Annotated in this window: 14 protein-coding genes and 2 pseudogenes; 11 read left to right on the top strand and 5 right to left on the bottom strand. The window is 37.4% G+C overall.

Going from position 1 to position 13959, the window contains the following annotated elements:
• Nucleotides 1-128, bottom strand: a pseudogene (locus DNK84_RS15230) (IS256 family transposase); the annotation flags it as partial.
• Nucleotides 129-222: 94 nt separating this feature from the next.
• Here DNK84_RS15230 and DNK84_RS09975 point away from each other — a divergent pair.
• Nucleotides 223-564: a hypothetical protein gene (locus DNK84_RS09975; protein WP_119344370.1), complete on the top strand. Its 342-nt coding sequence runs from the start codon at nucleotides 223-225 to the stop codon at nucleotides 562-564.
• Nucleotides 565-628: 64 nt separating this feature from the next.
• Here the strand turns inward: DNK84_RS09975 and pyrD are convergent, their stop codons facing one another.
• On the bottom strand, nucleotides 629-1657 hold the full coding sequence (gene pyrD, locus DNK84_RS09970; RefSeq protein ID WP_119344372.1) for a quinone-dependent dihydroorotate dehydrogenase: 1029 nt from the start codon (nucleotides 1655-1657) through the stop codon (nucleotides 629-631).
• 200 nt (nucleotides 1658-1857) lie between these two features.
• On the opposite strand from pyrD, the gene glpK reads away from it, so the two are divergent.
• The 6 genes from glpK to DNK84_RS09940 all read left to right on the top strand — a co-directional run bounded on the left by glpK (nucleotide 1858) and on the right by DNK84_RS09940 (nucleotide 8346).
• A complete protein-coding gene (gene glpK, locus DNK84_RS09965; protein ID WP_119344369.1) occupies nucleotides 1858-3348 on the top strand; it encodes a glycerol kinase GlpK in 1491 nt (496 codons plus the stop codon).
• A gap of 16 nt (nucleotides 3349-3364) precedes the next feature.
• A complete protein-coding gene (locus tag DNK84_RS09960) occupies nucleotides 3365-4288 on the top strand; it encodes a Dyp-type peroxidase (RefSeq protein ID WP_119344368.1) in 924 nt (307 codons plus the stop codon).
• Nucleotides 4289-4303: 15 nt separating this feature from the next.
• The gene (locus tag DNK84_RS09955; RefSeq protein WP_119344367.1) at nucleotides 4304-5059 is read left to right on the top strand and encodes a sulfite exporter TauE/SafE family protein; all 756 of its coding nucleotides are present in this window, start codon (nucleotides 4304-4306) and stop codon (nucleotides 5057-5059) included.
• Nucleotides 5060-5292: 233 nt separating this feature from the next.
• Nucleotides 5293-6579, top strand: coding sequence for a cytochrome P450 (locus tag DNK84_RS09950; protein ID WP_119344366.1), 1287 nt, complete (start codon nucleotides 5293-5295; stop codon nucleotides 6577-6579).
• Nucleotides 6580-7004: 425 nt separating this feature from the next.
• Nucleotides 7005-7805: an MFS transporter gene (locus tag DNK84_RS09945; protein ID WP_119344365.1), complete on the top strand. Its 801-nt coding sequence runs from the start codon at nucleotides 7005-7007 to the stop codon at nucleotides 7803-7805.
• The gene (locus DNK84_RS09940) at nucleotides 7792-8346 is read left to right on the top strand and encodes a hypothetical protein (RefSeq protein ID WP_119344364.1); all 555 of its coding nucleotides are present in this window, start codon (nucleotides 7792-7794) and stop codon (nucleotides 8344-8346) included. The genes DNK84_RS09945 and DNK84_RS09940 overlap by 14 nt, the downstream gene beginning before the upstream one ends.
• Before the next feature lie 104 nt (nucleotides 8347-8450).
• Here DNK84_RS09940 and DNK84_RS09935 read toward each other — a convergent pair whose 3' ends face one another.
• Nucleotides 8451-9212 carry a slipin family protein gene (locus DNK84_RS09935; protein ID WP_119344371.1) on the bottom strand — a complete coding sequence of 254 codons (762 nt, stop codon included), beginning with the start codon at nucleotides 9210-9212 and terminating at the stop codon, nucleotides 8451-8453.
• A gap of 4 nt (nucleotides 9213-9216) precedes the next feature.
• Nucleotides 9217-10578, bottom strand: a complete 1362-nt coding sequence (locus DNK84_RS09930) for an NfeD family protein (protein ID WP_119344363.1) — start codon at nucleotides 10576-10578, stop codon at nucleotides 9217-9219.
• 156 nt (nucleotides 10579-10734) lie between these two features.
• On the opposite strand from DNK84_RS09930, the gene DNK84_RS09925 reads away from it, so the two are divergent.
• From DNK84_RS09925 to DNK84_RS09910, 4 genes and pseudogenes are all read left to right on the top strand, one after another.
• Complete coding sequence (locus DNK84_RS09925; protein ID WP_119344362.1) at nucleotides 10735-11901, top strand: IscS subfamily cysteine desulfurase; 1167 nt, start codon at nucleotides 10735-10737, stop codon at nucleotides 11899-11901.
• Complete coding sequence (locus DNK84_RS09920; RefSeq protein WP_119344361.1) at nucleotides 11901-12236, top strand: hypothetical protein; 336 nt, start codon at nucleotides 11901-11903, stop codon at nucleotides 12234-12236. Before DNK84_RS09925 ends, DNK84_RS09920 begins: the two co-directional genes overlap by 1 nt.
• Complete coding sequence (gene recO, locus DNK84_RS09915) at nucleotides 12226-12933, top strand: DNA repair protein RecO (protein ID WP_119344360.1); 708 nt, start codon at nucleotides 12226-12228, stop codon at nucleotides 12931-12933. The genes DNK84_RS09920 and recO overlap by 11 nt, the downstream gene beginning before the upstream one ends.
• Before the next feature lies 1 nt (nucleotide 12934).
• Nucleotides 12935-13138, top strand: a pseudogene (locus tag DNK84_RS09910) (transposase); the annotation flags it as partial.
• A gap of 105 nt (nucleotides 13139-13243) precedes the next feature.
• On the opposite strand, the gene DNK84_RS09905 reads toward DNK84_RS09910, so the two are convergent.
• Nucleotides 13244-13959: hypothetical protein (locus tag DNK84_RS09905; protein WP_208123300.1), on the bottom strand; the 716-nt coding region annotated here is incomplete at its 5' end.

The following is a 13959-nucleotide window of genomic DNA, read 5'->3' as shown; positions in this document are numbered from 1 at the left end:
TCAACCAGACCTTTGGTTAATTGCTTCAATACGCCATCTGATTTAAATAGATTGGATAAATCAGCACCTGATTCGACAATGAGATCAAGCGCTTGATCTAATGCTTTGTTTTGTTCTTTGTTTTTCATCTTTCGTCCTTAGATTATACGTTTTAACCATTATAACCTATGAAAGAATTTACACAGTTATTTCAATACTCCCAATTCAGGAGTACTAAATTCAGTGGTATCTATCACTTTTGGCTTGGGAGCTTTTCTATTTACTTTTAGAACATTTATAACTCATTACATTGTTACAAACTTATCTCTTAAAAACGAGATAAATGTCAGAGCTGCATTGAATTTTAATAAAACCTTAGGCAAGCTAATTATCTTAGCTTTTTTGCTTGCTGTTTACGGTGTGGTGGTTTCGTCATTTGCCACAGAAAACTATGTCTTATCAGCTATACTATTTAGTGCAGAACTTTGTTTAGTTATAATCATGCTAGCAGTAACGCTTAACACAACAGATATTATCCATAATGCAATTATAAGAAAACAAAAAGAAGCTTTAAACTCAGATTGATTTTCATTTGTAAATGGGTGCGCTTATACCAATTGCATTACAACAGGTGCATTAAAAGCATTTGCTAAACGTTAATGGATAAAATCTCATCAACAAGCTTTGGTCCTTGATATATTAAACCACTGTAGATTTGCACTAAATCTGCACCACATTGAAGTTTTCCTATAGCACTTTGGCCGCTATCAATACCACCTGTGCCAATAATGGTTATCTTATGGTTTTGATCAAGTTTTTGTAAAACATCATGAAATAATTGCAAAGTTTTATTGCTCATTTGATAAAGTGGTTTTCCACTAAGCCCGCCTTGTTGATAGTGTTTTTTATCACGCAATTCATCTAAAGCGATGGTTGTGTTGCTTACAATAATACCTTCTATATCGTGCTTTATGCATAATTTAGCAATGTCATCGATTTCTTTTTTAGATAAATCTGGCGCAAATTTTAAAAACATGGGGCTTTTTTTATGATGCATATCTGTCAAATTGGCTTGCGCTTTTTTTAGCATAAGCATGAGATTATCGAGGTTTTTTAAGTTTTGGAGCTCTCTTAAACCTTCGGTATTAGGTGAGGAGATGTTTATCGTCACATAATCTGCATAAGGGTAAACAGCGTTAAGACAATATAGATAATCATCAACTGCCTTATCAACGGGGGTATCTTTATTTTTGCCGATATTGGCACCTAAGACAAATGTTCTGTTTTTTGCTTTTTTAAGATTATTAACAAGGTGGTGGACGCCTTTGTTATTAAACCCAAATCGATTTACAATAGCCTGGTGCCTGACTAATCGAAACAGGCGTGGCTTTACATTACCTTTTTGTGGCTTTGGTGTAACGGTGCCCACTTCAATAAAACCAAAGCCTAACTTGGCAAGCTCAGAAATATAGTCTCCATTTTTATCCAACCCAGCGGCAAGACCAAGCTTGTTTTTAAAGGTTAGTCCATGACAGTTAAAAGTCTGTTTATCGAACGCTTTTGACTTCAATAAACCAAGCCTGTTTATGAGTTTTAATGCTTTTAAGCTTAAATTGTGTGAAAACTCGGCTGGAAGTAAGAATAAAAAAGGGCGAATATATTTATAAAGGTGTGTCATAAGGATCTCGCACTGCTTCAAATTGGCATTATTGTACACGGTAAATAGATCCCTCACAAATTGCTTTGTGACTAAAATCTGTAAGATCATTCACCAGTGGCCTATGTGTTTGGCGCAATAATTCAGCATGAATATTTTGCATATCTTAAGCCGGTGGTGGTATATTAGCTTTATATGAAGGCTTTAATGTGCAGAGATTTATGCAAGAATATATTCTCACTTTAGATCAAGGAACGACGAGTTCACGTGCGATTATTTTTAATCAAAATGGCCAAATTGTTGATATGGCGCAATATGAATTTAAACAGTTTTATCCAAAACCAGGCTGGGTTGAGCATAATCCTAAAGAGATATGGTCTTCTCAGGCTTCTGTTGCCGCTGAGGCAATTACCAAAGCCGGTATTAACGGGCGAAATATTGCTGCCATTGGTATTACCAATCAACGGGAAACAACGATTGTTTGGGATAAAGAAACAGGGCAGCCTATTTATAATGCGATTGTATGGCAAGATAGAAGAACGGCTGCATTTTGTAATGCATTAAAAAGCCAGGGGCATGCAAAAATGATCCAGGACAAAACTGGCCTTGTGATTGATGCCTATTTTAGTGCCTCTAAAATTAAGTGGATTTTAGATAATGTGGATGGCGCCAGAGAAAAGGCAAACCAGGGCAAGCTTTGCTTTGGTACAGTTGACAGCTGGCTTATGGCAAAATTCACCAATCTTCAAACCCATGCCACAGATGTAAGTAACGCCAGTCGAACAATGCTTTATAATATTCATACCGGGCAGTGGGATGATGATTTACTGGCTTTGTTTGATATCCCTAGAAGTATGTTACCAGAAGTGAAGTCATCCAGTGAAATTTATTCACGTACGGCAACAACCTTATTTGCATCAAAAATCCCAATTGCCGGGGTTGCAGGTGACCAACAAGCCGCGTTATTTGGACAGATGTGCACAGAGCCTGGAATGTTAAAAACCACTTATGGCACTGGCTGTTTTATGATGATGAATACAGGTGAGACTCCTGCAAAATCGACAAACAATCTTCTGACAACGATCGCTTGGAAGATCGGTGATAAAGTAACTTATGCGCTTGAGGGGAGCATTTTCATGGGCGGGGCTGTTATTCAATGGCTTCGAGATGAATTAGAGTTGATACAGCATGCCCGTGACAGTGAAAAACTGGCTTTATCCGTTGAAGATAACGGCGGTGTTTATTTAGTGCCAGCAATGGCAGGTTTAGGAGCGCCACATTGGGATCAATCTGCAAGAGGTTGTTTGATTGGGTTGACAAGAGGAAGCTCTAAGGCGCATATTTGTCGCGCAGCACTTGAGAGCATTGTCTATCAGGTTTCTGATATCGTGAAAGCGAAGATGGCTGATACAAAGATTCAAATCACTGAAATGCGCGTTGATGGCGGTGCTGTTGCAAATAATTTTCTGATGCAATGCCAGGCAGATATTATGAATGCGAATGTGATTCGGCCTAAGGTATTAGAAACAACGGCACTTGGCGCAGCTTATTTAGCTGGTTTGGCCGTAGGATATTGGTCGGATGTTAATGAATTAAAAAAGCTATGGTCACAAGAGCGTCTGTTTACACCAGACATGTCAAAAGAGCAGCGTGAACATTATATCAAATACTGGCAAAAAGCTGTTGAGCGCGCCAAAGGCTGGAGTGAGTAAAAGGAGTATATTATAAATGCTAGATGCACTACAGATGATCCGATACCAAAAAGGAATTATGGCAGATTTACCCGCTTCAGCGATTTATTTGTTTTTTCAACTAGAAGATAAAACACATTTAAAAGAAAGCTTGCAAGTGTTACAAAAGCTTATTGATGGTGAATCTGCTGTGTTAGGCTTAGGTGAGCAGATTATGCAAAAATCGTCACAGAAAATGCCCTATCATCCTTATATGCCTAAAGGCAATCAAAAAAAGTTAGCACCTGCCTGGCGATGTGATTTAGTGCTTTGGTTAAGAAACAGTGATCAAGGCACGTTAATGCATCAAGCCAGACAAATAATTAAGGCATTAAAAGATGCATTTTCCTGTATTGATATTACACGAGCTTGTACCTATGAGGCTTCTTATAAAGAGGATTTAATGGTAAGCCATGATCTATCTGGTTTTGAAGATGGGACAGAAAACCCAAAACAAGATGATCGATATAACGTTGCGATTATTGATGATAAGAAAAAATATCTACATGGTGGCAGTTGCTGGGCTGTGCAAAAATGGGTGCATGATTTTGACTGGCTTGATAAGGCAAGCCTGCAGGCAAAAGAAGCTGCTATTGGTAGAAGCTTGAGTGATAATCGCGAATTAGAAAATGCACCTGATTCAGCACATGTTAAAAGAACTGAGCAGGAAAGTTTTGACCCAGAAGCCTTTATGTGGCGCCGATCAATGCCATGGATCGATGATAAGCTTCAAGGTGGATTGATGTTTTCTTGCTTTGCGCGTTCGTTTTATCCATTTGAAGTGCAATTTAATCGCATGACTGGTGAGGATGATGGTGTTGTCGATGGTGTATTTAAGTTTTCTAAAATCAAACATACAACCTTTTTATGGTGCCCACCTTTTTTTAAAGGTAAACTTGATTTATCTTTTCTATCGCTGTAAAGCCAGTAAGTCATTATGGAACATTTAAGTTTTTTATCTGGCAGTTTTGTTTTTGTAATGGTTTTTTTTGCCGGTTTTGTTGATTGTATTGCCGGGGGCGGCGGTATGATTACAATACCCACCTATTTAAGTGTCGGGGTTCCGGCAAACCTGGTATTAGGCACCAATAAAATGGTCAGCTCCATCGGCACGTTAAGCGCGGTTATTCGCCTGTTAAAATCGGTTAAAACACATTGGAATATTATTTTTCTTGGCATTATCTCAGCTTTGATTGGTGGCGTGCTTGGCGCACGTTTAAGCCATTATCTGGATCATATGACCATGACGGTAATGTTACTGGTGATTATTCCGATTATTTTATCCATAGGTGTTTTAAAGCGTTATAAAGTTGAAAGCCACTATGCGGCCAACACCTTTTTTTATTTAAGACTGTGTTTAATTTGCTTTATTATCGCAGGCTATGATGGCTTTTTTGGCCCAGGAACCGGTACATTCTTGTTCTTAAGCTTTATGTATATTTTATCGATGTCAGCTCAAGAGTCTGTAACCAATGCAAAAATCATCAACTTCATCGCAAATTTAAGTGCTTTATTATATTTTTTATGGGCAGGGCGTATCGATTGGTTAGTCGTTATGATTGCACTACCGGCATCAGTGATGGGTTATCTTCTTGGTGCACAGTTTGTATTAAAGGCAAATGTGAGATGGCTGAAAGTTATCGTTAGCATGGTTCTTGTTGGATTGATGATTCGATTATTATTTTTTGGCTAAGCTTATCATCTTCCTAATCTCCTATAATAAATGACTCCCTTTCATATGCTTTGCAAATGCTGCAATTTGTACTAACTAAATATCAAAACATGAGTTGATGTTATTTTTTATGGTAGTATAATGATCACACTATAAATCAAATGATTTATTCTATTGAATTATTCGTTTGATTTTATTTGTGTGGTAAAGCGTTGAAAACAGTTAGTTCTTATAGTTCTTAAGGGGGAAACAAAGTGGCAGCATTTAATTTATCAGATATTGAGTTTAATGAAATTCGGTACGATGTGTATAAAGATCTCAGGAGTAAAGAGCCAGTATACTGGTATGAACCAATGAAATCCTGGCTGGTAATGAGGCATGATGATATTACTAAACTCTTAAGAGGTAATGTTCTTTCTACAAATTTTCTTATTGAAGACAAGCTGGATAGTAAGAAGATTAAGCTTGATGATAACATTATTGCAATTCGAGATACTATAAAGAAATGGATGATCTATAACGATGCGCCAGAGCACACTAGATTAAGAAAATATATGAACACGGCATTCAAGAAAGTGTATATTCAGAATGTGATGCCAAACATTGAAACTATTATACAATCAAAATTAGAATCAAGCGATATAGGCAATGAATTTGACTTTGTAGAGAATTTTGCTCATCCAACTCCAGCTCTAATACTAAGTAAAATGTTTGGGTTGGATGAGATTGATTTAGATACGTTCGTTTCATGGTCAGACTCAATCGCTAACTTTATGCAAGACTTTGTCGTCTCGCCTATACCAAGCTCAACAATAGCTAAAGAGACAGCCAAAGATTTATTGGCAATGAAAGAAGCATTTCAATTGGCAATTCAGCTAAGAAAAGAAAAACCTAAAAATGATTTACTTTCTCAGCTTGTAAAAGCTTTAGGGAATGATGGTTCTTCCATTGATTCAGATGACTTGATGTTGCAGCTCATACATTTAATTTTTGGTGGTCATAAAATTCCACAGTTTGTTATGAGTAATCTCCTTCATTGTTTGCTCTTACAACCAAACATGCTGCAAGCAGTGTTATCAAATACTTCAGAGTTACTACCATCCGCGATAGCTGAATCAATGCGTTATGAATCCCCAATTCAATTCATTACAAGACATGCACGAGAAGATATTTTGCTCCATGGAAAGCGTATAAAAAAAGGAGATTCTATATATTTAATGCTAGGATCAGCAAATCGTGATGAAAATGTTTTTCATGAACCAGATGTATTCAATCTTAATCGCCCATTAAATAAGCATATTTCATTTGGAAGTGGTATACATACATGCATTGCTGCAGCCTTCGTAAAAGATGAACTAGAGGCAATATTTAAGTCGTTCTTTAAAGGGAGCTCATCAATTGTTGTTGAGTATAATTTGCAATCACCTTCTTGGACAAACAATGCTACTTTCCATGGAATCCTTCGCCAACCCATAAGAATAGTAAAGTTTGACGGTAGTCAATTACAAAAAGAAGAGCCTCACTATAGTAAAATAGGATAATTTTGGACATGAAGGACTATTATTCAAAATGGAAGACGTTAAGGTTATTAACTTTTAGCATACTTTTATTTCTATTATCTATGCTACCTTTGCACTACATGCCACCGATATATGCAAATAAGCCATTTCTACATAATTTGCTTGGTAGTGTGAGTATAAGTTACTATTTGTATGCGTACCTAGTGGGGTTTATATGTTGTGGAATTTATTTATTGTTTTTTAAAACTACTACATTTATACCAAAAAAACATGACCTTATATCAATAGTAATAAGCATTATCTTTATTTCATCCTCAATCCTGTTGTCGGGCTGGTATGCAGTGTTTTGCAGGTTGGTTTCAGGATTCATAGGGTGTATTCTGTATACCAGAGTATATATTATAGTAAGTAAGATTAACCTAAATAAGGTTAGTGCTATTGGGAAAATGCTTGGTATTAGCTCAATCCTTTTAGAAACTTCTGCTTTACTTTCAGGTATTATATCAAATACTGGTAATGAGGTTTTAATACGGTTGATTTTTATATTGATATTATTAGTAGTAGGTCTAGCAGCTATTAGCCTTTATGCTTACCAAAAAACTGGTGACACAACCAAAGTTGATAAAGGTAATGTTATGGTTTCAGATAATTGCATAGTAAAAGAGGTATCTACAATTGGGAGAAAAAATCTTTTATCTGTAGCAATTATTTTACCATCTATACTTGCATTTACCGCTTTTTTTACTTTTATTTTAAATATTGGGTATGCTGTTCAGGGGAGTATTTCACCATTTCATATAGGCATAATTATATTTTCATTAGCATTTGCCTTCCCTCTTGGTTCAATAATTGCGCAACCAATTTCTCAGAAATTTTCCTATCAGGGTGCAATGCTTATATTTACTATTTTCCCAATTTTAGGCATTTTATTGCAAGCTGTAGGAATGATGAATTCGATTTGGCTATACCTTTTATTTGGAGCATGTTTAATGGCAATAGGTAATGGGGGGATCATTACAATTAACTCTGCAAAGTCTATTATAGATGTTTGCTCTGATCCTAGCCGCCCTCCTCTTTTGTATATGGTTAGTGCGATGGTTACCACAACGCTTTCTGGCTTTATTAGCTATACTATCTCAGATAAATTGATTTTTAACCTTACTATGCTGCTCTTTTATATTTTGATATTGATATATGTCATATGTCCTCATAAAAAGCTACTGGAGAAAATATATGCAAACCAGTGACAATAATAAGGGTGCAATTATCATCAGTGATATCTATGGTTTTAAAGAAAATGATTTGCCTGGTTATTTATCAAGGACAGCAAAAATACTTGAATCTGCGGGATATAAATGCGACATTTATTCGTCATTAAATTTGGCTGGAATAGATAGAACCATCGGTAAAAATAAATGTCATAAATTGTTCTTAGAGGATGGACTTGATAAATCTATAAATACTTTGATAAAAAAAAATAAAAAGTATGAAATTGGTGTGGGATTTAGTATTGGAGGAGCTATTTTATGGAAAGCATGTATGCGAGATCAAGCATATCTAAGTAATCTCATATGCTTTTCATCAACTAGACTCAGATATGAAAGCGCTAAAATAGACTCACATACAATTCTATTTTTTGGTCAAGATGATTTCTATAAGCCTTCAATGGATACTATTGATAAGCTATCAAATAGCTACTTCATTTTTGATAGCCAAGCACATGATTTCTATCATGATATGGAAATTTTAGAGGGATGCTTCAATTTATGCAAAATAAATAGCATTTGATATAAGTTGAAGTGAAAGGATTGAAATGCAATCAGGCTGACCGAAGGAGAAAGTTCCGGAGCAATAGGCCTTTTAACGAAGCAATCAAATACGGTTAAGTTATATTATTTTTTGTTGTTGATTATAGCTTCAAAAGTCTTTGCCAAATCAATTGGCAATGGAAACACAATTGCCGTACTTTTATCACTGGCAATATCGACCATGGATTGAAGATATCTTAGTTGAATAGAGGCAGGCTCTTTTGATAAGACTTCTGCGGCTTCTTGAAGTTTTTTGGCTGCCTGGAATTCACCTTCGGCATTGATTACTTTTGCGCGTCTGGCACGTTCAGCTTCAGCTTGTTTGGCAATAGCACGAATCATGCTTTCATTTAAGTCAACATGTTTGATTTCAACGTTAATGACTTTAATTCCCCAGGCATCGGTTTGATCATCTAAGATTTTTTGCACATCAGCATTAAGCTTATCCCTTTTGGCAAGCATATCATCAAGTTCATGTTGGCCTAGCACGGATCGCAATGTTGTTTGTGATAATTGACTGATGGCTTCTAAATAGTTTTCAACCTGGATAATAGCAGATTGTGGATCGGTGACGCGGAAATAGACAACCGCATTGACTTGTACAGAAACGTTATCTCGGGAGATGACATCTTGTGGTGGCACATCCATGACAATCGTGCGCAAAGAGAGTTTCTCCATCTGCTGGATGATGGGGATAACGATGATAAGACCTGGTCCTTTGACTTTCCAAAAACGCCCTAAAGTAAAAATCACACCGCGTTCATATTCCCTTAAAACACGTATCATGCTGATTAAAAAAATCACAACCAGTGCGATTACAGCATAAATTGCATATTGTATTATCATGGGGTTAACCTCCGTTAAGATGCTCTTCATTTATTGATTTAACCGTCAATGTAAATCCACTGACACCTGTAATTTTAACTGGCTGGTCTTTTTGGTATGCTTCAGGATGTGCTATGCGCCAACGCTCACCATTGACAAAAACCCATTTGTCATTACTGTCATCAACAATAATCCGGCCAGTTTTGCCAATTAAATTGTCCTGCCCACTGACGGTTTGATTTTTATGCGCGCGGACGACAAGATAAATAATAATTAAAAAGAATAGTGCGGTGGTAATGCTTATCGCCAGAATAACTGGAATGGCAATGCTAAAGCCTGGAATCCCTGTATCAACCAACATGACCGAACCAATGGCAAAAGCAATTGCACCGCCAATGGCTAAAAAGCCAAAGCTTGTGACAAAGGCTTCGGCAATCATCAAAATAATGCCCAGAAACATTAGCAGTAATCCTACGTAACTGATGGGTAACAGATGTAATCCATAAACGGCAAATAATACACAGACAACACCTAAGATTCCTGGTAAAAATAGTCCTGGATTGGTGATTTCAAGAAATACAAGCCAGACGCCAACAACCAATAATAAATAGGCGATACTGGGGTCGGTAATAATCTGTAAAAACTTCAATCGCCAAGTGGGTTTGAAACTTTCAACCTGCATATCTTCTGTGTTTAGTGTGATTTTTTCCCCTTTGATGGTAATTGTTGTGTTGTGAATTTGCTTTAAAAGGTCGTGAAGATCAATAGCAACAACATTGATAACGTTTTCCTTTAATGCTTCTTCAGCGGTCAGCGTTTTAGCTTCTGTAACGGCTTCTTGTGCCCATTTTGCATTGCGATCATGCATTTTAGCTAAAGCACGGATATAGGCTGCGGCGTCATTAAAAGCCTTTTTCTCTAAAGTTGTCTTGTCTTGAGTCGATGGATTCTCTTTTGCTTTATCGGCTGGATCTTTTGGTTTCTGGGGTTTCTCTGGCATCCCGCCAATACTTACAGGAGAAGCAGCACCGACATTGGTTCCTGGCGCCATTGCAGCAATATCTGCAGCATAAAGCAAAAAAGTGCCAGCACTTGCTGCATGTGTGCCTGATGGGTAAACATAAACAACCGTAGGAATGCCAGCATTTAACATGATCTGAATAATCTCGCGCATGGATTTTGCCAAACCACCTGGGGTGTCAATCTCAATAATGATCAGGTTTGCCGCAATATCGTTGGCATGGGTAAAACCCGCTTGAACATACTCTTGTGTGGCCGGACCAATACCGCCTTTAATATTTAATAACACCGCTTTATTCGTGTGTTGTGTTTGTCCAAAAGCCATACTTGCAAGCAATAACAGCAAATACAATATAATTCTTTGCATGAACCTAATCCTTTTTATCGGCTTTGCTCAAAGTGTAGAGGTTTTTTATGTATTTAAAAATATTGTTAATAGATAAAGATGACGAAATGTGCAACTTTACTTATAATAGGGCAACATCTATTCAAGATATGCGAATAAAGCTAAAAAATAATACCAATGAAACAAATTTATTTAGATTATGCAGCAACAACACCGATTGATGAAACAGTTGCACAAAAAATGCAGCAATACTTAACGCTTGATGGGATGTTTGGGAACCCTGCTTCTAATACGCATACCTATGGCTGGCAGGCGCAAGAAGCCGTTGATCAGGCCAGATTACAGGTTGCCACAATAATCAATAGTGACCCACGTGAAATTATTTTCACCTCTGGTGCAACAGAATCTGATAATCTGGCGATTAAAGGTGTTGCCTATGCCTACGCGCAAAAAGGCAAACATATTATTACCTCCAGCATTGAACATAAGGCCGTGATTGATACCTGTGGTTTTTTAGAAACCCAGGGCTTTGAAGTGACCTATTTAAAACCGGATCATCTGGGACAAATAAGTGTGGATCAGGTAAAAAGTGCGTTACGCGATGACACTGTTTTAATCTCAATCATGGCAGTCAATAATGAGCTTGGTACATGCTATCCGCTAACAGAAATTGGTAAAATTGCTAAAGCACATAAAATTTTATTTCATGTGGATGCTGCCCAAGGTGTTGGTAAAATTGATATCGATGTGAAAGCAATGGGGATCGATTTATTATCAATATCAGGGCATAAAATTTATGGGCCTAAAGGAGTTGGTGCACTTTATGTTCGGCGTAAGCCTAAAGTTAGGTTAGTGCCGCTGATTCATGGTGGTGGACATGAGCATGGTTTTCGTTCAGGGACACTGCCTACCCATCAAATTGTCGGTTTAGGCCAGGCGTGTGAAATGATGCAGCAAAATCAGATAAAATTTCTTGCGAAAATGAAAAGCTTACGTGAACAGTTTTTAGCTGTTGTACAGCAACTGGATGCCATTATTATCAATACACCGTTGGATAACTGTTATCCTGGTATTATTAATATTACCTTTGAAGGCGTTGACGGTGAAGCGTTAGTTGCCTTTTTGCATGATATGGCAATCTCAATGGGATCTGCATGTAATTCTGCAAGTGTAGAGCCATCATTTGTTTTGGCAAATATCGGCTTAAATCGTAGTCAGGCACATGCCAGTTTGCGATTTTCTTTTGGTCAGTACACGACACAAGAAAATGTACAACATGCTGCACAAAAAATCGTGGAGTCTGTCAGCAAATTACGTGCATTATCTCCACAGTGGGGTGTGTGATGTATAATGAGACAGTATTACATTATTTAGCACAGATCTCTATGAATGATCGGTTGCCAAAAGACAAAAAGCATCAAGGCGTTAAAGTTGGCGATGGCATGCAGCAGGTGATTTTTTATCATGGCCATCATAAGGTTTATTTTGCTGTTGTCGGTAGTGCTTATTTAATGGCAATGACAAAATGGGTGCAGTTGAAATTACAACAAAAAGACTGGCAGGCACTTAAAGCGCAAGATATTAAAAGCCTGGTTGAGAAATTTGATTTGCCTGTATTTAAGCGCCAAGATGCGTTGTTGATTTTACAACTCATTGAGAAGCTCAAAGATGTCGAGTGAATATTACCAGGGTGTAGTTTTACATGCCAGAGTGTATAAAGAGACTTCATTGCTGTTAACACTTTGGTTAAAAGGCATCGGTAAGGTTTCAGGGGTGATAAAAGGGGCAAGATCTAAAAAAAAGCCGAATCTTTGTCAGCCATTTTCTTTATTAAATATTAAAGTGAAATTAGCCAAATCAGATGATGCATTATCAATTATTCATCAGGTTGATCAGGAAAAAAGTTTTGTATCAGGAACCTATTTATCTCAGTTAAGCAGGCTTTATATCAATGAGCTATTATATTGGCTTTTGCCGCATGATCATTGTGATCAAGCGTTATTTGATCATTATATCTTAACAATTGAGAGATTGATTGACGATGAAATCGACAGAAACCTTCGCCATTTTGAGCTTCAGCTGCTTAATAGTCTTGGTTATAGCTTTCAATGTGACTTGGACAGCCATAACAACCCCATTAAACCAGAATGTTTTTATTCAATGAAGCCATTATCAGCCTTCTACCTGATAGACTCTGATCAAGGCATCAAAGGAGAAACGATTTTTAAGATTAATGCAGATGTTAGTGCATGGCATCAAAAAGAGATGAAGGTTATTCAAAGGTTAATCAAGACCAATTTAGCAGCTTGCTTGGGTGGGCGTCAATTACAGACAAGACTGCTTTTATATCATTATCTAGCAGGTGGTGGCGGGTAGCCTAACTCAGGGGCTTATTGGTAAACTGATTGGCGACAAAGGCTATACATTATCAGAAGCTTTATTGGCGCGTGGGCTACAGCTGGTGACACGCGTGAAAAAGAAGATGAAAAAAGGTTTAATTTTCTTGCTGGATAAGGTGCTTTTAAGAAAAAAAGCGATTATTGAATCCATGAATGATCAGCTCAAAAATATCAGCCAAATAAGTGCTTTGACGCCAAATACGTTCGATAGGAGCCGGATGCGGTAGTTCCGCACGTCCGAATCTGTGCAGGGGGCATCAGGTGACTGGTGTCCCTACTGCGACCAATTAAAACGGGGGCTCTTTATTGCAAATAGCCTTAACCCAATACGCTTGCTCTTGTCGATTAAATCTCTCAGGCAAGCCTGTTGCAATATAGATTTCCCTGAAGCCAGCATCGTAGATGAATTTTGCCCATTCTTCCCCTTTTTGGTCACTCCCTAGATCAGAATCAATATAAATAGGGGTGGAGGAAGGATAGTATGCGATAAAACGTAAAAATTTAAAGATATTGTCGAAGTAGCTCAGCGCTTTATTGCACACACTTGCCTTAAGCTGCCACGCTTGACCTAAGTCTTTATTATCGTCAATCAGAATAAAATCAGGTTCATTGGGGTAATAGTAAAATGGCAAATAAGCGACAAGCGGTTTAGGTATCATTTTAATACCCTTGTGCTGGCAATTACCCATTAATAGTTGGTCATCATATTGCCCAGTGACCAAATAGCTGCAAGTACTCAAACTATATTCCTCTATGAGATTCATCCCTGTTAGATCACCTCCCAAATTATAATCAATAAAATAGCAATAATATGCACTTTCTTTGGCTTTTTTGTGCCACTCTCTAAAGGCATCAATCGTATTAAAATGCGCGAGTTCTATGGAGACTTGGTTATCCGTTGGTAAAGCATTCTCTATGGTTCTTTGCCAAAGCTTGTGCATACATGGATCATCATCAAGGATTATTATAATTGTTTTTCTAGCCAATAGAATTTCCTCAGCAA

The organism is Facilibium subflavum (genome assembly GCF_003574485.1).
GTDB lineage: Bacteria > Pseudomonadota > Gammaproteobacteria > Francisellales > Francisellaceae > Facilibium > Facilibium subflavum.
This window is presented reverse-complemented; position numbering and strand designations above follow the sequence as displayed.